General features: G+C 68.4%; 23 protein-coding genes. 12 read left to right on the forward strand and 11 right to left on the reverse strand.

The annotated features are described in order from the left end of the window. Window positions 1–61: 61 nt before the first annotated feature. The 5 genes from dnaX to JHD82_RS01175 all read left to right on the forward strand — a co-directional run bounded on the left by dnaX (window position 62) and on the right by JHD82_RS01175 (window position 5,043). Window positions 62–2,269 carry a DNA polymerase III subunit gamma/tau gene (gene dnaX / locus JHD82_RS01155; protein ID WP_199135162.1) on the forward strand — a complete coding sequence of 736 codons (2,208 nt, stop codon included), beginning with the start codon at window positions 62–64 and terminating at the stop codon, window positions 2,267–2,269. 47 nt (window positions 2,270–2,316) lie between these two features. Then, the gene (locus JHD82_RS01160) at window positions 2,317–2,649 is read left to right on the forward strand and encodes a YbaB/EbfC family nucleoid-associated protein (protein ID WP_012206701.1); all 333 of its coding nucleotides are present in this window, start codon (window positions 2,317–2,319) and stop codon (window positions 2,647–2,649) included. Window positions 2,650–2,794: 145 nt separating this feature from the next. Continuing rightward, window positions 2,795–3,385 carry a recombination mediator RecR gene (gene recR / locus JHD82_RS01165; protein WP_012206700.1) on the forward strand — a complete coding sequence of 197 codons (591 nt, stop codon included), beginning with the start codon at window positions 2,795–2,797 and terminating at the stop codon, window positions 3,383–3,385. Window positions 3,386–3,430: 45 nt separating this feature from the next. Beyond that, entirely contained in the window at window positions 3,431–3,862 is a 432-nt protein-coding gene (locus JHD82_RS01170; RefSeq protein ID WP_012206699.1) for an MAPEG family protein, read from the forward strand. Between the two features lie 95 nt (window positions 3,863–3,957). After that, window positions 3,958–5,043 (forward strand): ABC transporter substrate-binding protein, encoded by a 1,086-nt coding sequence (locus JHD82_RS01175; RefSeq protein ID WP_012206698.1) that lies wholly within the window; start codon window positions 3,958–3,960, stop codon window positions 5,041–5,043. 76 nt (window positions 5,044–5,119) lie between these two features. Here the strand turns inward: JHD82_RS01175 and JHD82_RS01180 are convergent, their stop codons facing one another. Next, complete coding sequence (locus JHD82_RS01180) at window positions 5,120–6,655, reverse strand: transglycosylase SLT domain-containing protein (protein ID WP_012206697.1); 1,536 nt, start codon at window positions 6,653–6,655, stop codon at window positions 5,120–5,122. Further along, entirely contained in the window at window positions 6,655–7,428 is a 774-nt protein-coding gene (gene gloB, locus JHD82_RS01185; RefSeq protein WP_199135163.1) for a hydroxyacylglutathione hydrolase, read from the reverse strand. The genes JHD82_RS01180 and gloB overlap by 1 nt, the downstream gene beginning before the upstream one ends. Here gloB and JHD82_RS01190 point away from each other — a divergent pair. The 7 genes from JHD82_RS01190 (at window position 7,427) to JHD82_RS01220 (ending at window position 14,639) form a co-directional block, all read left to right on the forward strand. After that, window positions 7,427–8,233, forward strand: a complete 807-nt coding sequence (locus JHD82_RS01190; protein ID WP_199135164.1) for a class I SAM-dependent methyltransferase — start codon at window positions 7,427–7,429, stop codon at window positions 8,231–8,233. The genes gloB and JHD82_RS01190 overlap by 2 nt on opposite strands. A 30-nt stretch (window positions 8,234–8,263) precedes the next feature. Further along, entirely contained in the window at window positions 8,264–8,710 is a 447-nt protein-coding gene (rnhA, locus tag JHD82_RS01195) for a ribonuclease HI (protein WP_016447441.1), read from the forward strand. Window positions 8,711–8,935: 225 nt separating this feature from the next. Then, entirely contained in the window at window positions 8,936–10,021 is a 1,086-nt protein-coding gene (locus tag JHD82_RS01200) for a porin (protein WP_012206693.1), read from the forward strand. A 51-nt stretch (window positions 10,022–10,072) separates the two neighbouring features. Next, a complete protein-coding gene (locus JHD82_RS01205; protein ID WP_012206692.1) occupies window positions 10,073–10,519 on the forward strand; it encodes a (2Fe-2S)-binding protein in 447 nt (148 codons plus the stop codon). Beyond that, the gene (locus JHD82_RS01210) at window positions 10,497–12,746 is read left to right on the forward strand and encodes a xanthine dehydrogenase family protein molybdopterin-binding subunit (protein ID WP_199135165.1); all 2,250 of its coding nucleotides are present in this window, start codon (window positions 10,497–10,499) and stop codon (window positions 12,744–12,746) included. The genes JHD82_RS01205 and JHD82_RS01210 overlap by 23 nt, the downstream gene beginning before the upstream one ends. A 40-nt stretch (window positions 12,747–12,786) precedes the next feature. Next, on the forward strand, window positions 12,787–13,608 hold the full coding sequence (locus JHD82_RS01215; protein ID WP_199135166.1) for a TauD/TfdA family dioxygenase: 822 nt from the start codon (window positions 12,787–12,789) through the stop codon (window positions 13,606–13,608). Window positions 13,609–13,661: 53 nt separating this feature from the next. Next, entirely contained in the window at window positions 13,662–14,639 is a 978-nt protein-coding gene (locus JHD82_RS01220; RefSeq protein WP_043782505.1) for a tripartite tricarboxylate transporter substrate binding protein, read from the forward strand. 53 nt (window positions 14,640–14,692) lie between these two features. Here the strand turns inward: JHD82_RS01220 and JHD82_RS01225 are convergent, their stop codons facing one another. The 9 genes from JHD82_RS01225 to JHD82_RS01265 all read right to left on the reverse strand — a co-directional run bounded on the left by JHD82_RS01225 (window position 14,693) and on the right by JHD82_RS01265 (window position 23,058). Further along, a complete protein-coding gene (locus JHD82_RS01225; RefSeq protein ID WP_225970995.1) occupies window positions 14,693–15,424 on the reverse strand; it encodes a TetR/AcrR family transcriptional regulator in 732 nt (243 codons plus the stop codon). Window positions 15,425–15,470: 46 nt separating this feature from the next. Beyond that, the gene (locus tag JHD82_RS01230) at window positions 15,471–15,803 is read right to left on the reverse strand and encodes a thioredoxin family protein (protein WP_012206687.1); all 333 of its coding nucleotides are present in this window, start codon (window positions 15,801–15,803) and stop codon (window positions 15,471–15,473) included. Window positions 15,804–15,815: 12 nt separating this feature from the next. Next, complete coding sequence (gene glp, locus JHD82_RS01235) at window positions 15,816–17,162, reverse strand: gephyrin-like molybdotransferase Glp (RefSeq protein ID WP_199135167.1); 1,347 nt, start codon at window positions 17,160–17,162, stop codon at window positions 15,816–15,818. Window positions 17,163–17,214: 52 nt separating this feature from the next. After that, window positions 17,215–17,910, reverse strand: a complete 696-nt coding sequence (gene mobA, locus JHD82_RS01240) for a molybdenum cofactor guanylyltransferase MobA (RefSeq protein WP_199135168.1) — start codon at window positions 17,908–17,910, stop codon at window positions 17,215–17,217. A gap of 86 nt (window positions 17,911–17,996) precedes the next feature. Then, window positions 17,997–19,133 (reverse strand): GTP 3',8-cyclase MoaA, encoded by a 1,137-nt coding sequence (gene moaA, locus JHD82_RS01245; RefSeq protein WP_012206684.1) that lies wholly within the window; start codon window positions 19,131–19,133, stop codon window positions 17,997–17,999. A 65-nt stretch (window positions 19,134–19,198) separates the two neighbouring features. Next, window positions 19,199–19,984, reverse strand: a complete 786-nt coding sequence (locus JHD82_RS01250) for an SDR family oxidoreductase (protein WP_012206683.1) — start codon at window positions 19,982–19,984, stop codon at window positions 19,199–19,201. Window positions 19,985–20,008: 24 nt separating this feature from the next. Continuing rightward, window positions 20,009–20,617 (reverse strand): DUF2889 domain-containing protein, encoded by a 609-nt coding sequence (locus tag JHD82_RS01255; RefSeq protein ID WP_043782501.1) that lies wholly within the window; start codon window positions 20,615–20,617, stop codon window positions 20,009–20,011. 75 nt (window positions 20,618–20,692) lie between these two features. Then, a complete protein-coding gene (locus JHD82_RS01260; protein ID WP_047218958.1) occupies window positions 20,693–22,126 on the reverse strand; it encodes an aldehyde dehydrogenase family protein in 1,434 nt (477 codons plus the stop codon). 95 nt (window positions 22,127–22,221) lie between these two features. Next, window positions 22,222–23,058 carry a Crp/Fnr family transcriptional regulator gene (locus tag JHD82_RS01265; RefSeq protein ID WP_199135169.1) on the reverse strand — a complete coding sequence of 279 codons (837 nt, stop codon included), beginning with the start codon at window positions 23,056–23,058 and terminating at the stop codon, window positions 22,222–22,224. Window positions 23,059–23,083 lie beyond the last annotated feature (25 nt).

Consider the following 23,083-nt stretch of genomic DNA (forward strand, 5'->3'; position numbering starts at 1 on the left):
ACATGGCCGGCCAAACCCGGGTCGCCTCGGGCAAGGGCGCCCAGCCCCGTAGAATCGCGGGATGTCTTATCTTGTGCTGGCCCGCAAATACCGCCCCCGCAATTTCTCTGAAATGGTGGGGCAGGAGCATGTCGTTCAGGCGCTCACCAATGCCCTGACGCAGCAGCGCCTGCACCATGCCTATCTGTTCACCGGCACGCGCGGCGTGGGCAAGACCACGGTCTCGCGCATTCTGGCCAAGTCGCTCAACTGCCAGGGCGCCGATGGCCAGGGCGGCATCACGGCAACGCCCTGCGGCGTCTGTGCGGCCTGTACCGAAATCGACAGCGGGCGCTTTCCCGACTACACGGAGCTGGACGCTGCCTCCAACCGTGGCGTGGACGAGGTGCAGAGCCTGCTGGAGCAGGCTGTCTACAAGCCGGTGCAGGGACGCTTCAAGGTCTTCATGATCGACGAAGTGCACATGCTCACGAACACGGCCTTCAACGCCATGCTCAAGACGCTGGAGGAGCCCCCCGAATACCTGAAGTTCGTGCTGGCCACCACCGATCCGCAGAAGGTGCCCGTGACCGTGCTCAGCCGCTGCCTGCAGTTCAACCTGCGGCCCATGGCGCCCGAGACCGTACTGGAGCATCTGGGCCAGGTGCTGGGGCAGGAAGGCGTGGCCTCCGAGCCCCAGGCCCTGCGCCTGCTGTCGCGCGCCGCGCGTGGCTCCATGCGCGATGCGCTGTCGCTGACCGACCAGGCCATTGCCTTTGGCAGCGGACAGCTGCAGGAGGCCACGGTGCGCCAGATGCTGGGCAGCGTGGACCGCAGCCATGTGTTCCGCCTGATCGAGGCACTCGCCCAGGCCGATGGCCAGGTGGTGGTGGAAACCTCCGAGGCGCTGCGCCGCAATGGCCTGTCCGCTGCCTCCACGCTGGAGGAAATGTGCGCCGTGCTGCAGCGCATGGCTGTGGCACAGGCCGTGCCGCAGCAGATGGCCGCCGACGCCAGCGATCCAGAAGCCGCAGAGATCGCCCGCCTTGCGGTGCTGATGCCGCGCGACGAAACCCAGCTGCTCTACAGCATCTGCCTGCATGGCCTGGCCGAACTGGGCCTGGCACCCGACGAGTACGCGGCGCTGACCATGGCGCTGCTGCGGCTGCTGGCGTTCAAGCCGCAATCTGCAGAGCCCGCCCCGGGCGCGGCTGAAAAAAAAACTCCAGCGCTGACCCCCTCCACGGCGAAGCCTGAATCTCCCGCGCCCGTTGCGCAGGCGCGGCCCGCACAGCCCGCTGTGCCTGAGGCTCCCGCTGTGCCCGAGGCTCCCGCTGCCCCAGCCAAGGCGGCCATGCCCGTCCCGGTCGCGCCTCCTGCTCCTGTCGCGCCTGTCGCATCTCCCGTGACCGCTGCGCCCGCCGTGGTCGCTCCCGTGGTGCAAGCCGTTGCGGCTGCAGCGCCTGTTCAGGCGCCCGTGGCCGTGGCCGCGGTTGCCAGGCCGGAACCCGTGCTTGCGCCTGTCCAGGAGGCCAGGCCTTCCGCTGCTCCAGAGGTGCAGCCGGCCGCCCGTGTCGCCCAAGGGCCCCTGGACGAGCCTGTGGATGAGCCCGTGGACGATGTGCAGGAAGACGAAGACTCTTCTGCCGATGAGGCGCCGCAGGCGCAGGATGCCGATGCACCGGACGAGGGTGCCTGGGCCGGGATGCCCGATGAAGGCTGGGCCGACGAAGGCCGCTGGAGCGATGACGGAGATCTGGCCCTTGAGCCGCCTGCCGCTGCCGTGGCACGGCAGTCCGAACCGCAGATCGACACTCAGATCGATGTGCAGGACTTCGCTCCCGAACGTGGCCGCCAGTCCCCCGGTGCGCCACCCGCGCCGACCGTGGAGCGCACGCCCGAGGGCGATGTCTGGCACGCTGCCGTCCAGCAACTGGTGCAGGCCGAGGCCGTCACGGCGCTGGCGCGGCAGCTGGCGCTGCAGTCGCAACTGGTGGCGCGCGATGGCGATGCATGGACGCTGCGCGTGGAAAGCAGCTCGCTGGCCCAGCCCGCCACGCGTGAGCGCCTGCGTGCAGCGCTGGAGGCTGCCGGCCTGGCCCGGCAACTGCATGTGGAGCAAGGCGCCGTGGTGGACAGCCCCGCGCGGCGCAATGCGGTGGCCAGCCATGAGCGCCAGCGCATTGCAGAAGACATCGTGATGAATCATTCTCTGGTGCAGACCCTGATCCGCAGCCATGGCGCGAAAATCGTGCCCGGCAGTATCAAGCCCGTATCCATTCAGCCCTGACACGCTCCAGAGCGTTTCGTTTTTACCCTACAGAAGAAGGAACTCACATGTTCAACAAAGGACAACTGGCCGGCCTGATGAAGCAAGCCCAGGCCATGCAGGACAACCTCAAGAAGGCTCAGGATGAACTGGGCAACATCGAGGTGGAAGGTGAATCGGGCGCGGGCCTCGTGAAGGTGGTCATGACCTGCAAGCACGACGTCAAGCGCATCACCATCGACCCCAGCCTGCTGGCCGAAGACAAGGACATGCTGGAAGACCTGGTGGCTGCCGCCTTCAACGCCGCCGTGCGCAAGGCCGAAGAGACTTCCAACGAGAAGATGGGCAAGCTCACGGCCGGCATGCCCGGCCTGCCGGGCGGCATGAAGTTCCCGTTCTGAGGCAGGCCCCAGCGGTTGTGCCGAACAGCCTGGAGAGGCCATGCCGGCTTCTCCAGCTGCCCACTCGTGTGGAGTGGCCATCGAGCGATCTGCCCCTGCAGATCGCTTTTTTTCTGAGACCCTTCTCCATTGAAAGGAAGCTGCCATGTCGGACGTGCAATCGCTCGATGGCCTGATCGAGGCCTTGCGCAGGCTCCCGGGTGTGGGCATCAAGTCGGCGCAGCGCATGGCCTTCCATCTGCTGCAGCGCGACCAGGACGGCGCGCGGCAACTGGCCCGTGCCCTGACCACGGCCGTGGAGTCGGTCACCCACTGCGAGCGCTGCCATACCTTCACCGAAGGCCGCATCTGCTCCATCTGCCAGGACGAAGGGCGTGACGCGGCCCGGCTGTGCGTGGTGGAGGCGCCCGCCGATATGGCGGCCATGGAGCGCACGGGTGCCTACCAGGGCTATTACTACGTGCTGATGGGGCGGCTGTCGCCACTCGACGGCATAGGTCCGCGCGATCTGAACCTGTCATCCCTGCTGGAGCGTGCCGGCGACGGCAAGGTGCAGGAGGTGATCCTGGCCACCAGCTTCACGGCCGAAGGCGAGGCCACGGCCCATGCGATCAGCGAGGCCCTGAAGGCGCGCGGCATCCATGTGACGCGGCTGGCGCGCGGCGTGCCCATAGGCAGCGAACTCGAATACGTGGACCTGGGTACGATCGCCCATGCGCTGGTGGACCGCCGGTAGTGGCCGAGGCGGCTGGCGTTTCTTGTCTATTCATCAGGAGCCTGTATGCCGACCTCTGTCATCCTGCCGCCCGGCGGCTTCTCCATAGCGCATTGGTGCCTGCTGGTGGCGGCCCTGCTGCCGCTGGCCTGCGCCTACATCGCCAAGGCGCCCGGCATGAAGCACCGGCCGGGGCAGCGCGGTTTCGACAACCACGAACCCCGGGCCTGGCTGGCGCAGCAGACGGGCTACCAGGCACGGGCCAACGCGGCGCAGGCCAATAGCTTCGAGTGCCTGCCGTTCTTCATTGGCGCCTTGCTGGTTGCCTGGCAATTGGGTGCACCGTCCGCGCGTGTCGATGGCCTGGCCGTGGCCTTTGTTGTGTTGCGCATTGCCTACATCGCCTTCTATGTGACGGACCGCGCCACGCTGCGCAGTCTGGCCTGGGCGCTGGCGCTGGTGGTGAATCTGCTGCTGTTTTTCGCGGGCTACCGCTGAGGCCTGGGTGAGACCTGGGTGAGGGCCGGGCGCGTGTTCACCGCGCACCGTGCTGGCCCTGAAGCCTACGGTGTTTCACATACGGGCAAGCACCGATGCTGTGCATGCGGGCTCTGGGCATGATCGTGCTGCACTGCAGCAAAATAACCACCATGTCTTCCCACGTGCTTGATCGCCGAACCTTGTTGAGCCTCATGGGGCTGGGTTCCCTTTGGTCGTTTCCTTCCCTCGGTTCGGCCGAGCTGGTGACGATTTCCGTGGGCGGTCAGGGCCTGCTGTATTACCTGCCGCTGGTGATTGCCCAGCAACTGGGGTACTTCGAGGCCGAGGGCCTGACCGTGCGCATCGATGACTATCCGGGCGGGTCGCAGTCGCTGCAGGCGCTGGAATCGGGCGCCGCCGATGTGTGCGCGGGTGCCTATGAACACACGCTTGTCGCGCAGCAGCGCGGCAGTGTGCTGCGTGCCTTCGTCGTGCAGGGGCGTGCGCCGCAGATTGCGCTGGGCGTGTCCTCGCGCTGGATGCCGCGCTACCAGACGCTGGCCGACCTGCGCGGGCGGCGCGTGGGCGTGTCCTCGCTGGGCGCATCCACGGCCCGGGCCGTGCAACTGATGCTGCTGGGCGATGGTCTGGAGGCCGATCTGGTGCAACTGGTGGGTGTGGGCTCGGGGCCTGACGCCATGGAGGCGCTGCGCACCGGGCGCGTGCATGCGCTGTGCCATGCGGACCCTCTGATGAGCGTGCTGGAGGACAAGGGTGCCGTGCGCATCGTCAGAGACCTGCGTGATCTGCGCAGCAGCGCGCAGCTGTACGGCGGCTCCATGCCCTCGGGCACGCTGTACGCGACCCAGGCCTTTTTGCGCAAGAACCCGGCCAAGGCCCAGGCGCTGAGCAATGCCATGGTCCGATCGCTCAAGTGGCTGCAGACCGCCGCGCCCATGGATGTGCTCAGGGCCGTGCCTGCACCCTATCTGCTGGGCTCGCGGCGCGCCTATCTGTCGGCCTTCGAGCACATGCGCACTACCATCTCGCCCGATGGCCTGATGCCCGATGACGGGCCTGCCACGGCCCTGCGCGCCCTGGTCCGGCTCAACCCTGCGCTGGCGCGCAGCGGTATCGACCTGGAGCGCTCGTTCACCAACGAATTCGTGCGGCAGTCCCGCCAGCGTTTCCACACCTGAGCCCCCGGGCCGCACGCAAAAGAGCCCGCGAAAGCGGGCTCTTTGGAGTGGGGCAGTGGCGGTGCCTTCAGCGCCTTCAGCGCTTTTTCACCTTGGATGGCTTGCCCCCACGCGGCGCCGTGGTGACCGACACCTTGGCGTTGCGGTTTTGCGGCTGCACGGCCACCTTGCGCGCGGTTCCGGTGGACTTGGCCGCCCGGGCATTGCCGCCGCTGCTGGCGCGCACCGGCAGGTAGGCCACCAGCGATTGGCCGGCATGCAGGGTGGCGGAGGACTTCAGGTCATTCCAGTCCGCCAGGTTGGATGCGCTGACGCCGTAGCGGTTGGCCACGCTGATCAGCGTGTCGCGCTTGCGGGCCTTGATGGTGGTGCGGCGCGTGACGATCTCGGGGGCAAAGCTGATCTGGCCGTTGTCGGCCACGTGGCCGGCCACGTCGGCACGCACGTTGGCGCCGCGCGGCACCATGAGCGCGGAGCCGGCCTTGATCAGCATGCGCGGCGGGATGTTGTTGAGGGCGCGCAGGTCGGACTCGCCCAGGCCCACGCGCTGGGCCGCCTCGGCCACGCTGATGGTGGAAGGCACGGTCCACACGGTCCAGCTCGCGTACTGGCCTTCGTCGAAGGCCTGCATGTTGCGGCGGAACACCTTGGCGTTGTCCCAGGGCAGCAGGATCTCCGGCGTGCCGGCCGCAAAGATCACCGGCTTGCGGAAGCTGGGATTGAGCGCCTTGAAGTCATCGGTCGACACGTCGGCCAGCTTGGCCACCAGTTCCACGTCGATGTCACGGGTGATGGTGACGGTCTGGAAGTAGGGGTGGTTCTCGATCAGCGGCAGCTCGGTGTTGAACGCATCGGGGTTGGCCACGATGTTCTTGACGGCCTGCAGCTTGGGCACGTACATGCGGGTCTCGGCCGGCATCTGCAGGTCGGTGTAGCCCGTGGGCAGGCCCAGCTTCTCGTTGCGCTTGATGGCGCGGCCCACGCTGCCTTCGCCCCAGTTGTAGGCGGCCAGGGCCAGGTGCCAGTCGCCGAACATGTCGTAGAGCTTTTGCAGGTAGTCCAGCGCGGCGCGCGTGGAGGCCAGCACGTCTCGGCGGTCGTCGCGGAAGGCGTTTTGCTTGAGGTCGAAATAGGTGCCGGTGGCCGGCATGAACTGCCACATGCCGGCCGCCTTGGCGGTGGAGACGGCCTGCGGGTTGAAGGCGCTCTCGATGTAGGGCAGCAGCGCCAGCTCGGTGGGCATGTTGCGCCGCTCCAGTTCCTCGACGATGTGGAACAGGTACTTGCTGGAGCGCTCGGTCATGCGCTGTATGTAGTCGGGCCGGCTGGCATACCACTGCTCGCGGTCCTTGACCAGATCCTGGTCCAGGTCGGGCATGGCGAAGCCCTGGCGGATGCGTACCCACAGATCGCCCGTGGTCTCCAGCGAGGCCACGCCGCCGTTGCCGGCGCTGCCTGTGCCCAGCGGGCTCAGCGGTCCGTTGGGGTACATCGGGGAATGCGGTGCGGTGCTGGGGGCGGGGGCCGTGCTGGCCAGGTCCGGGCTGCTGGTGGTGGCGCAGCCCGCAAGAGCCAGCAGGCTGCCCAGCAGCAGGGTGTGTAGCAGTTTCATCAGAAGACGTTTTTCCATTGGCGCAGGCCGGCCAGCACGCTGGCGGGGTCCTGCTGTCTCACCTGTGCGTCGAAGCCTGCGGCGGCGGCGGCCACTGCGGATTCGCGCGTTCTAAGAAAGGGATTGATGGAGCGCTCGGTCTCCATCAGGGAAGGCAGCGTGGGCCGGCCGGCCTCGCGCAACGCCTGACAATGCCTCTGGTAGTGAGCCAGGGCCTGGTTGTTTGGTTCCACGGCCTGCGCAAAGCGCAGGTTGGACATTGTGTACTCATGTGCGCAGCAGACCAGGGTGTTGTCCGGTAGCGCGGCCAGATCGTCCAGCGATTGCTGCATCTGCTGCGGCGTGCCTTCGAACAGGCGCCCGCACCCCCCTGAAAACAGCGTATCGCCGCAGAACAGCACGGGCTGCGCCTGCGCCGCCGTGCTGTAGAAGGCGATGTGGCCGCTGGTGTGGCCGGGCACGTCAATGACCTGCCAGGGGCCGCCCAGGGCCTGCACGGTATCGCCACCGTGCACGCGCTGCACGGGTTCGGGCAACTGCTCGTAGGCGGGGCCCCAGACCTGGGCGCCCGTGGCCTGGCGCAGCTGCGCCACGCCGCCGACATGATCGGCATGGTGGTGGGTGACTAAAATGCCCTGCAACTGCAAGTCCAGCTGGCGCAGGCTGGCCAGCACGGGCGCTGCATCGCCGGGATCGACGACCAGGGCCTGCCCTGCGTCGTACAGCAGCCAGATGTAGTTGTCGGAAAAAGCGGGGATGGGCAACAGGTTCATGAGCAGCAAAATTATAGGGACGCATCACTGGACGCAATCTGCCCTCGGCCACTACCTGCTGGAATGGGAGCAGCAGCGCTGCGACGAGGCGGTGGCCGATATTTTCGGCTATCACAGCCTGCAGTTGGGCATGCCCATGCTCCAGGGCCTGCGCGCCAATCGCATGCCGCACCGCTGGCTGGCCCTGGATTCCATGCAGGATGCGGCGCCAGCCGAGGCAGTGCCGCCGCTGGAGGTCCCCGTGGCGCTGCTGGCCGATCCGGCAGCGCTGCCGTTTCCCGAGGCCAGCCTCGACCTCGTCGTCATGCCGCACACGCTGGAGACCTCGCCGGACCCGCATGCCGTGCTGCGCGAGGCGGCCAGGGTGCTGATGCCCGAGGGCCGTATCGTCGTGTGCGGGCTCAACCCCGCCAGTCTGCTGGGCGTGCAGCGCCGCGCCGAGCGGGGCGTGTATCTGCCCGATGTGGGCTGGGGCGTGGGCTACTGGCGGCTGCGCGACTGGCTGCGATTGCTGGCCTTCGAGATCGAGGCCGTGCAGTTCGGCTGCTATCGTCCTGCCGTGCAGACGGATCGCTGGCTGCGGCGCTGGCAGTTCATGGACCGCGTGGGGCGGCTGGGCTGGCCCATGCTGGGCGGCGTGTACTGCGTGGTGGCCGTCAAGCGCGTGCCGGGCGCGCGCATGCTGGAGCCTGCCTGGCGTGGCCGCGCAGCCGTGTCGGGCGCCTCCGTGCCTGTGGCCCACCGCATGCCGGCGCATGCCGGCGCAGGCGGTGCAGGGCAGCGATCCGCATTCCAACCGGCCTGAAGGCCGGGCCATTCAACCCAAGGAAATTTTTTGAATCAAGTTGTTATCTACACGGACGGCGCCTGCAAGGGCAATCCGGGTCCCGGTGGCTGGGGCGTGGTGCTGGAGGCCGGCAGCGCCAGGAAAGAGCTGTTCGGCGGCGAGCTGAACACGACCAACAACCGCATGGAGATGATGGCCGTGATCGAGGCGCTGTCCGCGCTCAGGCGGCCCTGCGATGTGGTGCTCTACATCGACAGCCAGTACGTGCTCAAGGGCATCACCGAATGGATCCATGGCTGGAAGGCCAAGGGCTGGAAGACGGCCTCCAAGGAGCCCGTCAAGAACGTGGAGCTGTGGCAGCGGCTGGACGCCCTGGTGCAGGGGGGCGGGCACCGCATCGACTGGCGCTGGGTCAAGGGCCATGCGGGCGATCCCGGCAACGAGCGCGCCGACGCGCTGGCCAACATGGGCGTGGATCAGGCGCTGGGACGCTGAGCGCCTTGCGCGGGACAGGTGCAATGCCTGTCCCTTGCTTCCATCTCCCGAGACCTACCTACAACGCGGTAGATGAAAACCCCAGAACCAGAATTCGGCCCGCGCAGCTAATATTTCCATAAGTGGAAATTAGTTCGCGCCTTGCCAGGCATCTTCCGTGGCGTGGTGTTAAAAATTGCCACTTGTGGAATTTTTTTACCCATCTCACGATGAAAGAGCCTTGCGATGAAATACAAAGCAATTGCCGCATTGGCGATGCTGGGCGGCGCGGGAGCGGCGCTGGCCCAGAGTTCGGTGACGCTGTACGGCAGCATGGACCTGACCATGCCCTGGATCAGCGATGTTCGCGGGAGCCGGCTGACGCGCATGGATTCGGCCATTTCCCAGCCTGACCTCTGGGGCCTGCGCGGGTCGGAGGACCTGGGCGGCGGCCTGAAGGCCTCGTTCCAGCTGGAGAACGGATTCCTCACGGACATCGGCTCGCCGATCTCGCCGACCAGCTACTTCAACCGGGCTTCCTGGGTGGGTCTGGACAGCGCGTCGATGGGCTCGGTGCGGCTGGGTCGCCAGGTCGATTTCACGGCCGGCACGCTGAGCCAGTGGGGCAACGGCTACCAGCTCTACAACTTCTATCTCTACCACCCCGGCAACCTGGACGGTCTGTCCAGCCAGTTTCCGGTGGACAACTCCGTGGTCTACCTGACGCCCAGCATGGGGGGCATGCAGTTCGGCGCGCAGTACGGCTTTGGCGAGGTGCCGGGCCGCTCGCAGGCCAACCGCACCTACAGCGTCATGGGCAGCTATTCCAGTGCCAAGCTCAATCTGGCCGTGGCCTACACCGATGCGCGTGGCCGTGCCTTCGATATCGCCGGGCGCACGGGCCTGGCGAACGCGCTGGGCCAGGACCTGGTGGCCGGCCGGCCGCTGGTGCTCGATACCTTCCAGGTGCTGGGCATCGGCGGCGGTTACCAGCTCGATGCGCTTCCGGTCCGGCTCAACGCGCTGCTGACGCGCTCCACGCTCAAGTACGGCGGGGCCTCCAGCAACATGAGTGCCCTTGACCTGGGCCTGGCCTGGCAGACCAGCCAGTCCGTGACCATCAACACGGGCTACTCCTTCAGCCGCTTCGAGCAGACGAAGTGGAACCAGCTGCACCTGGGCGCACGCTATGCCTTGTCCAAACGCACGCAGCTGCATGCCTCGGTCACGCACCAGCGCGCCTCGGATGGCGTGGCGGCGATGAATTCCGTGGGCGTTGCCAGCGGGCGCACGCAGACCGTGATTGCGGCAGGCATACACCACTCGTTCTGAGAGGCATGAGACATGCAGCCCGGTTGATGCGGGCGCATTGGAGACCCCACGATGAAATTCACCCTCAATTCCCGAAGCGTGGCCTTTGATGGCGACGGGCAGACCCCGTTGCTGTGGGTGCTGCGCGATCACTTCAAGCTGCCCGGCACCAAGTTCGGTTGCGGCATCAGCATGTGCGGGGCCTGCACGGTCCATGTCGATGGCGAGCCTGTGCGCTCCTGCGTGCTGCCCGTCTCGACGGTGGGCGGCAAGGCGGTCACGACCATCGAAGGGCTGTCCAGCAACCGTTCCCACCCCATCCAGAAGGCCTGGATGGACAAGGACGTGCCGCAGTGCGGCTACTGCCAGTCCGGCATGGTCATGGCCGCTGCCGCGCTGCTCAAGACCCATCCACAGCCCACCGATGCGCAGATCGACGAGGCCATGACCAATCTGTGCCGCTGCGCCACCTACCACCGCATCCGGGAGGCCATCCATGCCGCAGCGTCCAAGCAATGAACGGGGCCGCACGGCCGGCTCTGCCATCTCGCTGCGGCGCAGGCATCTGCTCCAGAGCGCTGCCGCGCTGCTGGTGGCGCCTGCTGCCGGCAGCCTGCTGATTCCGCTGGCGCAGGCCGCGCCAGCGGAGGCCGGTGCAGCGGCAGCAACGGCTTCCTCCATCGGCGATTGGGTCTGGATCGAGCCTTCGGGGCAGGTGGTGATCGGCGTGTCGCAGTGCGAGGTGGGCCAGGGCATCTACACGGGCCTGCCCCAGGTGCTGGCCGACGAGCTCGATGCCGACTGGGCCAGCGTGACCGTGCGCTTCGTCACGGGGCGCGACGCCTATCGCAACGATGCGGGCGAGATGCCGTTCCAGCAGTTCGTGGGCGCGTCGATGTCGATGAACTATTTCTACGAGCGCATGCGCCTGGCCGGTGCCCAGGCCCGTGATGTGCTGCTGCGTGCCGGCGCGGCCCGGCTGGGCGTGCGGGCATCCCAGTGCAGCACGCGCGCCGGCCGCGTGCTGCACTCCGCGACGGGTCGCAGCGTGGGCTACGGCGAGATCGTGGCCGATGCCTCCAGGCTGTCCATCGCCGCGCGCCCGCGCATGAAGTCGGCTTCCGAGCAGGGCCTGATCGGCCGCAACCTGCGCCGGGTGGACACCCCGGCCAAGGTCGATGGCAGCGCGGTCTTCGGCATCGACGTCGAGGTGCCCGGCATGCTGATCGGCGCCGTGCGCATGGCGCCCAGCGTGACCGGGCGCATCGTGCGCATCCGCAACGAGGCAGAGGTGCGCGCGCGCCCCGGCGTACATGCCGTCGTGCGCACCACGCAGTGGCCCGACCCCGAGCCCAGCACCGTTGTCGTGGTGGCCGATTCGTACTGGATCGCCAAGCAGGCCGCCGACGCGCTGGACATCGAATTCGACGCCGGCGCGGCGGCCGGCGTGGACAGCGAGCGCATCCATGCGCAGTTCGTCGCAGGCCTGGCCAGCGACAAGGCCGTCGTTGCCCGCAGCCTGGGCAAGCCGCGCGAAATGCTGGCGGCGGGCAAGCCGATCACGGCCGACTACCACTCGCCCTACATCACGCACGCCACCATGGAGCCACTGGCCGCCACTGTCCATGTGCGCGACGGCGAGGTCGAGACCTGGGGGCCCTACCAGGGCCAGGACTTCCTGCGCGGCGAACTCGGCAAGGCCTGCGGCGTGCCTGCGGACAAGGTCATCGTGCACACCACCTTCCTCGGAGGCAGCTTCGGGCGCAAGTACATGCCCGACTTCGCCTTGCATGCGGCAGCGGCATCCAAGGCCGTGGGCCGGCCCGTCAAGGTCATCCGCTCGCGCGAGGACGACATACGGCATTCCTACTACCGGCCCGGCGCCTCGGGGCGGCTGAGTGCCGTGCTGGGCGCCGACGGCCTGCCTGCCGCGCTGCATGCGCGCATCTCGGGCCAATCGCTGTACGGCGCCATCAACCCCAAGAAGATGGCCGATGCCGGCGGCTGGGACGAGACCATGGTCGAGTCCATCTACGACCTGATCTACGGCGTGCCCAATCTGCTGGTGGATGCCGTGGACGTGCAGCAGCCCATACCGCTGAGCTATCTGCGCAGCGTGGGCACCACGTCCAGCGTGTTCTTCCTGGAAAGCTTCATCAGCGAGCTGGCCCACACCGCAGGCGTGGACGACTACCAGTACCGGCGCCGTCTGCTGGCCGGCCAGCCGCTGGCACTGGGCGTGCTGGATGCGGCGGCGAAGGCCGCGCGCTGGGAGCAGCCCGCGCCGGCAGGCCTGCACCGCGCCATGACCTTCAACGTCTACACGGGGCGGGGCGAGAGCTTCCAGACCTTCGTCGCGCTGGTCATGGAATTGCGTGTTGTGGAAGGCCGCGTGCGGCTGGAGCGCGCCATCTGCGCCATCGACGCGGGCCGCGTGGTCAACCCGGGACTGGTCCAGGCCAATGTCGAAGGCGGCATCGGCTTTGCGCTGACCAACACCTTCAAGAGCCGGCTGGGCTTTGACAAGGGCGTGGTGCAGCAAAGCAATTTCCACGACTACCCGCTGCTGCAACTGGCCGAAATGCCCCGCGTGGAGGTGGTCCTGGTCGAAAGCGACCGGCCGCCCCAGGGCTGCGGCGAAGTGGCCCTGGGCCCCACGGCGCCTGCCGTCGCCACGGCCCTGTTCCATGCCACCGGCCGCCGGTTCCGCTCCATGCCGCTGCCGCAGGACATCGCGTCCACCTGATCACCACCCCAACCCCGCTTTTTTCGAGAAAAGGAATTTCATGCAAGTCGAACACATCACCCCGTGCATAGGATCGGAGATCTACGGCATCGATCTCTCGGACCCGGCGCAGGTGCATGACCATGCGGACGCGCTGCGCCGGCTGCTGGCCGAGCGCCAGGTCATATTCTTCCGCGACCAGACGCTGGACCCTGCGCAGCAGGTGCGCGTGGCCCAGGTGTTCGGCAAGGTAGAGCCCGTGTCCTCCACCTTTCCCTCGCACCCGGACGATCCCCATGTCGAGCTGCTGATCAGCCAGGGCACGCGCACCGGCACCGACATCTGGCATGCCGACCTGACCTGGCAGACCAAGCCGCCCGCCGGCGCCTGCCTCTACGCCGTGGACGTGCCGCCCACGGGCGGCGACACCATGTGGGCCAGCATGACCACGGCCTTCGCCTCGCTGGCGCCCGAGCTGCAGGCCTATCTGCGCGAGCTGCGCGCCACCCACAACTGGGAGGCGCCAGCGCTCAGGCAAAGCCTGATGCGCCGAGATCCGTCTGGCGAGGCCTATCGCGCCACCCGCCTCAAGCATCCGCCGCTGGAGCAGCCCGTGGTCCTCGAGCACCCGGTCACCGGGCTGCCCGTGGCCTTTGTGAACTCGCTCTACACCACGCACATAGAAGGCGTGACCAGCGACGAGAGCGCGGCCCTGATCGCCATGCTCAGCGGGCTGGCCAAGGTGCCTGAATGGCAGGTGCGCTTTCGCTGGCGCAAGGGCTCGGTGGCCATCTGGGACAACCTGGCCACGCAGCACTACGCGGTCAATGACTACCACCCCGCAGCGCGGCGGATGCACCGTGTGGCGATACGCCAGGCTTGAGCCCGGCAACGACCTTTGCTGACAATGAAAAAACCACGATGAAAGCCCTCTCCATGAAAGCGAAACGCAGAACGCTCGCCCTGGGCGCGGCCATGGCCCTGGCGCTGCTCGCCGGTCCGGCGCAGGCCCAGACCTACCCCCACAAGCCGGTCACCATCGTCGTGGCCTACCCCGCTGGCGGCGATACCGACGCGCTGGCGCGGCTGCTGGGCGAGAAGCTGTCGGCCCGCATCGGCCAGTCCGTGCTCGTGGACAACCGCGCGGGCGCCAGCGGCACCATAGGCAGCAGTTTCGTCGCCAAGGCACCGGCCGATGGCTACACGCTGCTGCTGGCGCCCAATACCTTTGCCATGGCCCAACTGGTGCTCAAGCTGGGCACGGGCCACGGCTACGACGTGCTCAATGGCTTCACGCCCGTGATCGAGGTCGGCTCCACTTCGCTGTTCCTCGTCGCCGGGCCTGGTGCGGGCGTGCGCAGCTTCAAGGAGGCCATCTCCTCCAGCCAAGGCCGCTCGCTGGGCTATGCCACGCCGGGCAATGGATCGCCCATGCACTTCCTCGGCGAGATGGTCCGGCGCGCCACGGGCGCCCGCTTCGAGGCCATTCCCTACAAGGGCGTGGCGCCGGCCGTCACCGATGTGGTGGGCGGCCATGTGCCCTTCACCTACAGCACGCTGGGCTCCATTGCTCCCTACCTGCCCGGCGGCAAGCTGGTGGCGCTGGCCGTGGCCGATGCCCAGCGCTCACCGCTGGCGCCCGACGTGCCCACGCTGGCCGAGCTGGGCTACAAGGACGTGGAGCTGACCGCCTGGTATGGCCTGTTCGGCCCCAGGAACATGCCCACCGAGGTGGTCAAGCTGCTGAACACGCAGCTCAACGAGATCCTCAGGATGCCCGACGTGGTGGCGCGCATGGCCACGCTGGGAACCGTCCCTGTGGGCGGCCCGCCCCAGCGGCTGGGCAAGACCAATGCCGGCGATTTCGAGCGCTTCGGGCGGCTGGTCAAGGAACTGGGCATACAGCCGGACTAGATTGAACAGGCGCTGAACGAAAGGAGGGAGGAAGCAGCGGGCGCCGGCGCAAGTCATCCCGGGTGGTGGCCCGGGGAAGGAGGGTGGTCTTGCGCCGGCGCATCCTGCCTGATGCGCTCGGCCAGCAGATGGGACATGAAGCGCAGGTAGCGCTCGATCTGCTGGTCTGCCTCGGGTCCCTCACCGAACAGCTCGGCCAGCAGCGGCCGTGCCGTGGGCAGGAAGGCCGAAATGCTGAGAATGGCCAGGTGGATGAAGCGCGGGTCCACCTGTGCCGGGTGGCTGGCCTGCGCTCCGTCCATCAGCATGGTCGAGGTCAGCTCCAGCCCGCGCCGCGTGATGCGCTGCAGCGGCGTGCCCGAGGGCGGCGGCTCTTCTTCGCTTTCGTAGTGGTAGATCTCGGAGAGCGCCAGCCGCTCGAACTGCGGGTGCTCGCGCATGAAATCCAGCCGCAGCAGCAGGCGCTGGTAGACGCGCTCTTCCACCGTGCCCTGCGTCCTGAGCGCCACTTCCATGCGGTTTTGCAACTCGCGCATCAGGGACTCCGTCACCTCCTGCAGCAAGCCCTTGAGGCTGCTGAAGTAGTAGCGCACCAGGGCACGCGTGACACCGGCTGCCGCCGCGATTTCCAGAATGCTCAGCTGCTCCGGCGTGCGGGTCTTGAGCAGGTTGACCGTGGTCTGCAGGATGATGTCCCGTCCCACGGCATCGTCGGCCAGCGGGCGGCCGCTGTTGCGGCGGGGCTTCTTGGGCGCGGATTCGGTTGGCTTCTTTTGAGGCGGCATGCGGGCCATTGTCGGCGATACACAGGCAGCGGCCGCGCCGCAAGTGTCAGGGCTGGGCGGTGATGCGGGCCAGCGCGTCCGCGATCTCGCGGGCCTGCTGGGGCCGCACCAGCCTTTGCACCTCCTGCCCGTCACGCAGAAAGATCAGGGTGGGCCAGAGCTTGACGCGGTAGCTGCGACCCAGGGCCCGGCCGGGGCCGTCTTCCACCTTGATGTGGGCCACCTGCGGGGCGGCCTCCAGCGCCTGGGCAATCAGCGGTTGCGCGCCCTGGCAGTGGCCGCACCAGGCGGTGCCGAACTCCAGCAAGGTAGCGCCGGGCAGCGTGTCGACGGTGCTGCGATCGGGGGCGTCGGTCAGGTGCTTGGACTGGAAGGGCATGGGAATCTCCTGTCAGGGAAAGGCCTGCAGCGGCAGGATGGACACGGCTTCGCCGGCTTGCACGGCACCGCGCTCATGTTCGAGCACGATGAGGCAGTCCGCCTCGGCCATGGAGCGCAGCACGCCCGAGCCCTGCGGCCCGGTGGTGCGGACCAGGCAGCGGCCATCGGCGCCTGTGGACAGAAGGCCGCGCTGGTACTCGGTGCGGCCCGGCCGCTTGGACAGCGCATGGGCAGCCACGGCCTGGGGCAGGGCAGCCGGCCCGGCAGCCGCCTGCGCAGCGCCCATGAGCTGCAGCAGCGCCGGACGGACAAAGACCAGAAAGCTGACCATGGCAGCCACGGGATTGCCAGGAAGGCCGATCAGCACCGTGGTGCGTGCAGGCGTGCGGCTTGCGGCAAACGGCGTGCCCGCATCGGGCTGCAGCAGGCCCACGGCCAGCGGCCGGCCGGGCCGCATGGCCAGTCGCCAGAAGTGCACGCAGCCCATGCGCTGCAGCATGGCGCGCGTGTGGTCGGCCTCGCCTGCGCTGATGCCGCCGCTGGTCAGCACCACGTCGGCCAGGGAGGCGGCTTCGCGCAGGCGCTCCTGCAGAGCCTCGGGCTCGTCGGCCACCACGCCCAGGTCCAGCACCTGCACGCCCATGCGCTGCAGCAGGCCGATGAGGCTGAAGCGGTTGCTGTCGTAGACCGCACCCTCGCGCGGCACCGTGCCGGGGTGGAGGATTTCATCGCCCGTGGAGAAATAGGCCACGCGCAGCCGCCTGCGCACACGCACCTGGGGCTGGCCCAGGCTGGCGATCAGGCCCAGGGCCGCGGGATGCAGGCGCTGACCCGCCGCCAGGGCCACGCGGCCCAGGCTCAGGTCCTCGCCGCGCAGGCGCCGGTTGTCCCCGGCACGCACGCTGCCTGCCGGAATGCCGATGTGGTCAGCGCTTGCGGACACGGTGCGTTCATGCGCGATCACCGTGTCCAGCCCGCTCGGCAACACGGCGCCGGTCATGATCTTGATGCACTCGCCGGCCTGCACGGTGCCATGCCAGGGTTTGCCGGCCAAGGCCTGGCCGACCACGCGCAGCACCAGCGGTGCAGCGGGCGAACCGGCGTGAGCTGCCTGCAGCTGGCCGCCATCGAAGGCATAGCCATCCATGGCGGCGTTGTCATGCGCTGGCACATCGACGGGGGAGACGATGTCTTCGGCCAGCACGCGGTCCAGCGCATCGGCCAGCGCCAGCGTCTCCAACTCTGCCACCGGGCCCAGGGGCTGCAGCAGGCTGGCCAGCTGTGTCAGGGCCTGATCGACCCTCAGGTCCTGGGTGGATGCGGTGGTGGGGGATGCGGGCTGGAAGGATGCGGTCATCAGAACGGAATCCGGTTGGGCAAGGCGGCGTGCGGGCCGGCGGCGCGGGGCACTACGACGGGGTGGCTGCGGCGCGCGCCAGCGCCTGCAGCTCCTGCTGCGTGTTGGCGTTGGCAAAGGCCAGCGGGCTGTCGCCTGCGCGGTTGAAGAGGGCCGTGGCGCAGCGGTGCTGGCCCGTCCATGCATCGATCTTGCGGCCGCCCGAACGTATGAACGATTGCAGACTATCACGCAGCGATGACCGCATCAGGCAGAACACGGGCTGGGCCCGCAGCAGGGATTGATCTGCGTCAAGCGAGTGCTCCCAGCCATGGGCGACGACGATGTCGGCCGCAGGCTGCTGCGACAGCGCCGCCTGCACAAGCCGCTCCACAAGGTCCAGCGGGAACAGCGGCGTATCGCAGGGCACGCAGACCAGCCAGGGCGTCCGGCAGTGCATCAGGCCGCTCAGGAAGCCGGCCAGCGGGCCGGGATAGTCGGGTTCGGCATCGGGCCAGACCGGCGCACCGTGGGCCGCGCCCAATTGCGCATAGGCCTCGGCATGGCGATTGGCGTTGATCAGCAGATGCCCGACCTGGGGCGCCAGGCGGTCCAGCGCATGGGCCGCCAGCGGCTGGCCCAGAAAGGGCTGCAGCCCCTTGTCGATGCCGCCCATGCGCATGCCGCGCCCGCCTGCCAGCACGCAGCCCGTGATGTCGTTCAGGGGCAGGGGGGCGGGCTGAACAGCGGGCTGGGAAGAAGGAGGCATGTGGGGCGGGAGGGAGCAGCGGGAAAAGGAGTAGAGGGGCGGGGCGGCGATGGCAGGGCGCCGACGCCCCGCGCACGCCGCACGGATCAGCCGCCGATGTAGCTCATCTCGATGCGCCTGCGCTGCGTGCCCGTGCTGGCCGGCAGGCTGGCGCGCAGTTCGGAGTAGCGGTCGCTGCGCTGCTGCCAGATGGGGGCCAGCGCGGAGGCGACCTCTGCATCGCTGGCGCCGCTGCGCAGCAGGCTGCGCAGGTCCCAGCCTTCGGAGGCGAACAGGCACAGGTATAGCCGGCCTTCGGTGGACAGGCGCGCGCGGTTGCAGTCGCCGCAAAAGGCATGGGTGACGCTGCTGATCACGCCGACCTCGCCCAGCGACGGGTCGTGCAGGCCGCGCGCGTCGGCATAGCCCCAGCGCACGGCCGTCTCGCCGGTGGCGCTGGGCTGCAGCGGCACCAGGGGCAGTTCGGCGCGCAGCCGGGCGATGACCTCGTCGGAGGGCAGGACCTCGTCCATGCGCCAGCCGTTGGTCGCGCCCACATCCATGTATTCGATGAAGCGCAAGGTCACGCCCGTGCCCTGGAAGTGGCGCGCCATGGGCAGGATCTGGTCTTCGTTGGTGCCGCGCTTGACCACCATGTTGACCTTGATGTTGGTCAGGCCTGCAGCCTGGGCCGCCTCGATGCCGGCCAGCACGTCGGAGACCGGGAAGTCCACGTCGTTCATGCTGCGGAACACCGCGTCGTCCAGCCCGTCCAGGCTCACGGTGACGCGGTTCAGGCCGGCGTCCTTGAGCGCGCGGGCCTTGCGGGCCAGCAGGGAGCCGTTGGTGGTCAGCGTCAGGTCCAGCGGCTGGCCGCCGGGCGTGCGCAGGGCGGAGAGCTGCTCCACCAGCGTTTCCACGTTCTTGCGCAGCAGCGGCTCGCCGCCCGTCAGCCGGATCTTCTGCACGCCGTGCTGCACGAACAGGCGCGCCGTGCGCGTGATTTCCTCGAAACTCAGCAGCGAGCCGTGCGGCAGGTAGCTGTAGTTCTTGTCGAAGACTTCCTTGGGCATGCAGTAGCTGCAGCGGAAGTTGCAGCGGTCGGTGATGCTGATGCGCAGGTCGCGTAGCGACCGGCCAAGCCTGTCCTGCAGATCGCCGGTGGGCGTCTGCAGCAGACTTGGCACGGCGGCCGGGCGCGTGGGGGCGCGCTCGTCAACCAGGGGGATCACTCGTTCTGCCATGCCCGCGATTTTGCCCGAATGCCTATGTCCAGGCACTGCGCAAGCCTGCAGTTCTTGATCTGTGTCTAGACGCAGCGCGCTCCGTCCACCTCGATGCAGGTGCCGCTGATGAAGGCGGCCTCGTCGCTGGCCAGATACAGCGCGGCATTGGCCACGTCCCCTGCGGTGGAGAAGCGGCCCAGCGGAATGGTCGCCAAAAAGCGTGCGCGGCGTGCTTCGTCCACCGGGCCGCCGGCAAACTCGGCGGCCAGGCCGGTGTCCGGGTTGAACACGGGGTTGATGCAGTTGACGCGGATGTTCTCGGGCCCGAGCTCGGCCGCCATGGACTTGCTGGTGATGATGACGGCACCCTTGGAGCCGTTGTACCAGGTCAGCCCCGGCCGAGGGCGCAGGCCGGCCGTGGAGGCGATGTTGATGAAGCTGCCGCCGCCAGGGCGGCCATCGGCCAGCGCCGGGTTGGCGCGCATGGCGGGCACGCCGTGCACGGCAGAGAGGTAGATGCTCTTGACGTTGATGGCGTAGACGCGGTCGAACTCGGCCTCGCTGACTTCGAGCATGGGGCGGTTGCGGTGCGTCCAGCCCGCGTTGTTGACGAAGGCGTCGAGCCGGCCATGCGCCTGCAGCGCGGCCTCCACCAGGGCCTTGACCTGTTCGCTGCTTGTCATGTCCGCCTGCACGAAAAGTGCCCGGCCGCCTTCGGCGGTGATGGCCTGTGCCACGCGCGTGCCCGCCTCGCGGTCGATGTCGTTGACGATGACCCGGGCACCTTCGGCGGCCAGCCGCTTTGCGATGCCGGCCCCGATGCCGCTGCCGGCGCCTGTGACGATGATGGATTTGTCCTGGACACGCATCGGGCTTTGCTCCTCGATCGGGGGTCAGGCCCCTTGGGTTTCGGTGGTTGCTGTGGTTGCTGTGGACGCCGGGATCGGGGTCGCGCCGCCTGTGCCGGGCTGCCAGCCCACGAATTGCGGGTAATAGCGGGCCACGCCGGGGCCGTTGAAGTCCCAGCCCAGGCACTGGCCCAGGTGGCGTGGCGGCTGGCTGGGGTCGGCATCGCCAAAGACGCCCGGCACGGACTGGAAGGCGGCCGTGGCCATGTTGAACAGCAGCTCGCGCAGATGCGTGCAGCTGGCCACGCCGCCCAGGTTCTCGTTGATGGCCTTGCGCCAGCCGCGCGCCATGCTGCAGCCGACCATTTTCTGCAGGGCCCGCGTGGCTTCGGGGCAGTGGCCCAGCGGATGGGAGTCCATGACGACCTCGATGGCCTGCACCACCAGGCGCGCATCGACCGTGGTGCGTATCCACATGTGGTGTATGGCCGTGCCGGCGGGCATGTGGCGGCCGCCGCTCAGTTCGATGTCATGGGTCTTGCTGTCGCGCAGCTCGCCTTCGATATCCCAGAGGCCGTCGGCGCGGGCGTAGCTGCGGTAGCGCACGTCGCGTTCATGCTGGGGCGTGCGGTCGGGAATGGGGGACAAGGGCATGGGGGAAGCTGTTCTTTCTGTCGCGGGCTGCCGGCTGGCGCTGGGCATCCCGCGATTTTCCGTCATGCGCAAAGATCAGCCATGCCGTATGGCGACGGTCTTCAGCGTGGTAAAGCCGTAGAGCGCCTCAAAGCCCTTTTCGCGGCCATGGCCGCTGGACTTGACGCCGCCGAAGGGCAGCTCCACGCCGCCACCGGCGCCGTAGTTGTTGACGAAGACCTGGCCGCAGCGCAGGCGCCGCGCCAGACGCAGCTGGCGCGCGCCGTCGCGCGTCCACAGGCCGGCCACCAGGCCGTAGGCCGTGCCGTTGGCCAGTTGCACGGCATGGTCCTCGTCATGGAAGGGCATGGCGCAGAGCACGGGGCCGAAAATCTCTTCCTGCGCCAGCCGGTGCTCGGGCGGCACGTCGCGCAGCAGGGTGGGCGCCTGGTAAAAGCCGCTGTCGGGCGCATCCTCGACGATCTGGCCCTGCGCCACCACGGCAATGCCGGCCACCTGGGCGTCGGACAGGAAATCCCAGACGCGCTGCTGCTGGCTGGCGCGGATCAGCGGCCCCAGGTCCAGATCCATGGCGGCCGGGCCCACGCGCAGCGCCTCGAAGGCCTGGCCCAGGCGTTCGAGCAGCGGCTCGTAGATCAGCGAGTCGATCAGCACGCGCGAACCTGCCGAGCAGGTCTGGCCCGCGTTCTGCACGATGGCGTTGACGATGGCGGGCACGGCGGCGTCCAGATCCGCATCCGCGAACACGATCTGCGGGCTCTTGCCGCCCAGCTCCAGCGTGACGGGGCAATGGCGCTCGGCAGCCGCCTGCTGTATCAGCGTGCCCACGCCGGGGCTGCCCGTGAAGCTCAGGTGGTCTACGCCGGGATGGCGCGCCAGGGCCTCGCCCACCTCGTGACCCAGGCCGGTGACCACGTTGAAGGCGCCGGCTGGAAAGCCTGCCTCGGTGGCCAGCCGCGCCACGCGCAGCACGGACAGGCAGGCGTCTTCCGAGGGCTTGACCACACAGGTATTGCCCGCGGCCAGCGCCGCGCCCACGCTGCGGCCCAGGATCTGCATGGGATAGTTCCAGGGCACGATGTGGCCGGTCACGCCGTGGGGCTCGCGCCAGGTCAGGGCGCTGTAGCCCTGCTGGTAGGGCAGGGTCTCACCGTGCAGCTTGTCGCAGGCGCCGGCATAGAACTCGAAGTAGCGCGCCAGCGCCAGCACATCGGCACGGGCCTGGCGCGTGGGCTTGCCGCAGTCGCGCTGCTCAATGGCCGTGAGCTCATCGGCATGCTGGAGCACGCTGCCCGACAGGCGCATCAGCAGGCGACCGCGCTCTGCGGCAGAAAGCTTGCTCCAGACGCTGTCCTGGCACTCGCGCGCCGAACGCACGGCCAGGTCGATGTCCTGGGGCGAGCCGCGCTGCAGCTCGTCGAAAGCCTGCCCGTCCGACGGGTCCAGCACGGGGATCGTGCGTCCCGACTCCGTGGGCACGGACGCATTGCCGATGTAGTGGTATTGCATGGAGCCCGATTGTGGGGTGCCCGCGCCGCTTGTCCAGTCCCGGGCGTTGCTGCGTCCCCTCGATCGCCCTGGTGGGTCCAGAGGCTTCAGTGGCTTCAGTCCTCGGGCCAGCCCGCGTCGCGCAGGCCCTGCCGGTCCAGCACCTCCATCTTGCCGCGCCGCAGTTGCAGGCAACCGGCCTGCTGCAGCTCCTGCAGGATCTGGTTGGTCGTCTGGCGCGACAGGCCCAGCATGCGCGCCAGCTGTTCCTGGGAAACATCCAGCTCGCGGCGCCAGCGCTGGCGGCCCTGGCCGTCCGGCTGCCACTGGTCAAAGCCTTCGGCCATGCGCACCAGACGCCGCGCCAGGCGCTGCGGCGCAGGCAGCAGCGTGTGCTCCTCCAGCGCCATCAGGCACACGCGCAGCTTGTCGGTCAGCAGCAAGGCCAGCACCTGCCAGTGTTCGGGATGGGCCGCCAGCCATGCCTGCAGTGGGGCCTGGGGCACGTGCAGCACGGTGCAGGCCGTGGCTGCCTGGGCATCGTGGGTGCGCTCGGCTCCATCGAACAGCGCGATTTCCCCCAGCCACATGGGAGGCTCCACCAGGGTCAGCAGCGCCGTGCGGGCCTGCTCGCCGCAGGCGGCCGTTCCCGAGATGCTGAGCGCACCACGCGCTACCGCATACAGGCCGCAGGGCGGGTCGCCGCGCCGGAACAGCCAGTCGCCTGCCGCCAGCGTACGGGGCTGGGCCAGTGCCTTGAGCTGTGCACCCAGCTCCGGCGGCAGGGCGTGGAACCAGCGGCCCGCCTCGATGGTGGCCCAGAGATCGGCCATGCCCGGCGGGCCGGCCGCAGCACGGCGCCGTACGCCGCGCGGGGTGGCGTGGGCTGCCGGAGCTGCCGGAGCGGGTGCGGGTAAGCCCGAGGTGCGCGATGAGGCTTGTGTCGGATCCATGACAGACGCCAATCCTTGATGACAC

This window comes from Delftia sp. ASV31, assembly GCF_016428765.1.
Taxonomy (GTDB): domain Bacteria; phylum Pseudomonadota; class Gammaproteobacteria; order Burkholderiales; family Burkholderiaceae_C; genus Comamonas; species Comamonas acidovorans.

Excerpts from the sequence above, each read along its gene's own strand:
- dnaX (WP_199135162.1), top strand. The coding sequence starts at position 62 with ATGTCTTATCTTGTGCTGGCCCGCAAATACCGCCCCCGCAATTTCTCT.
- JHD82_RS01160 (WP_012206701.1), top strand. The coding sequence starts at position 2,317 with ATGTTCAACAAAGGACAACTGGCCGGCCTGATGAAGCAAGCCCAGGCC.
- recR (WP_012206700.1), top strand. The coding sequence starts at position 2,795 with ATGTCGGACGTGCAATCGCTCGATGGCCTGATCGAGGCCTTGCGCAGG.
- JHD82_RS01170 (WP_012206699.1), top strand. The coding sequence starts at position 3,431 with ATGCCGACCTCTGTCATCCTGCCGCCCGGCGGCTTCTCCATAGCGCAT.
- JHD82_RS01175 (WP_012206698.1), top strand. The coding sequence starts at position 3,958 with ATGCTGTGCATGCGGGCTCTGGGCATGATCGTGCTGCACTGCAGCAAA.
- JHD82_RS01180 (WP_012206697.1), bottom strand. The coding sequence starts at position 6,655 with ATGAAACTGCTACACACCCTGCTGCTGGGCAGCCTGCTGGCTCTTGCG.
- JHD82_RS01190 (WP_199135164.1), top strand. The coding sequence starts at position 7,427 with ATGAGCAGCAAAATTATAGGGACGCATCACTGGACGCAATCTGCCCTC.
- gloB (WP_199135163.1), bottom strand. The coding sequence starts at position 7,428 with ATGAACCTGTTGCCCATCCCCGCTTTTTCCGACAACTACATCTGGCTG.
- JHD82_RS01200 (WP_012206693.1), top strand. The coding sequence starts at position 8,936 with ATGAAATACAAAGCAATTGCCGCATTGGCGATGCTGGGCGGCGCGGGA.
- JHD82_RS01205 (WP_012206692.1), top strand. The coding sequence starts at position 10,073 with ATGAAATTCACCCTCAATTCCCGAAGCGTGGCCTTTGATGGCGACGGG.
- JHD82_RS01210 (WP_199135165.1), top strand. The coding sequence starts at position 10,497 with ATGCCGCAGCGTCCAAGCAATGAACGGGGCCGCACGGCCGGCTCTGCC.
- JHD82_RS01215 (WP_199135166.1), top strand. The coding sequence starts at position 12,787 with ATGCAAGTCGAACACATCACCCCGTGCATAGGATCGGAGATCTACGGC.
- JHD82_RS01220 (WP_043782505.1), top strand. The coding sequence starts at position 13,662 with ATGAAAGCGAAACGCAGAACGCTCGCCCTGGGCGCGGCCATGGCCCTG.
- JHD82_RS01225 (WP_225970995.1), bottom strand. The coding sequence starts at position 15,424 with ATGCCGCCTCAAAAGAAGCCAACCGAATCCGCGCCCAAGAAGCCCCGC.
- JHD82_RS01230 (WP_012206687.1), bottom strand. The coding sequence starts at position 15,803 with ATGCCCTTCCAGTCCAAGCACCTGACCGACGCCCCCGATCGCAGCACC.
- glp (WP_199135167.1), bottom strand. The coding sequence starts at position 17,162 with ATGACCGCATCCTTCCAGCCCGCATCCCCCACCACCGCATCCACCCAG.
- mobA (WP_199135168.1), bottom strand. The coding sequence starts at position 17,910 with ATGCCTCCTTCTTCCCAGCCCGCTGTTCAGCCCGCCCCCCTGCCCCTG.
- moaA (WP_012206684.1), bottom strand. The coding sequence starts at position 19,133 with ATGGCAGAACGAGTGATCCCCCTGGTTGACGAGCGCGCCCCCACGCGC.
- JHD82_RS01250 (WP_012206683.1), bottom strand. The coding sequence starts at position 19,984 with ATGCGTGTCCAGGACAAATCCATCATCGTCACAGGCGCCGGCAGCGGC.
- JHD82_RS01255 (WP_043782501.1), bottom strand. The coding sequence starts at position 20,617 with ATGCCCTTGTCCCCCATTCCCGACCGCACGCCCCAGCATGAACGCGAC.
- JHD82_RS01260 (WP_047218958.1), bottom strand. The coding sequence starts at position 22,126 with ATGCAATACCACTACATCGGCAATGCGTCCGTGCCCACGGAGTCGGGA.
- JHD82_RS01265 (WP_199135169.1), bottom strand. The coding sequence starts at position 23,058 with ATGGATCCGACACAAGCCTCATCGCGCACCTCGGGCTTACCCGCACCC.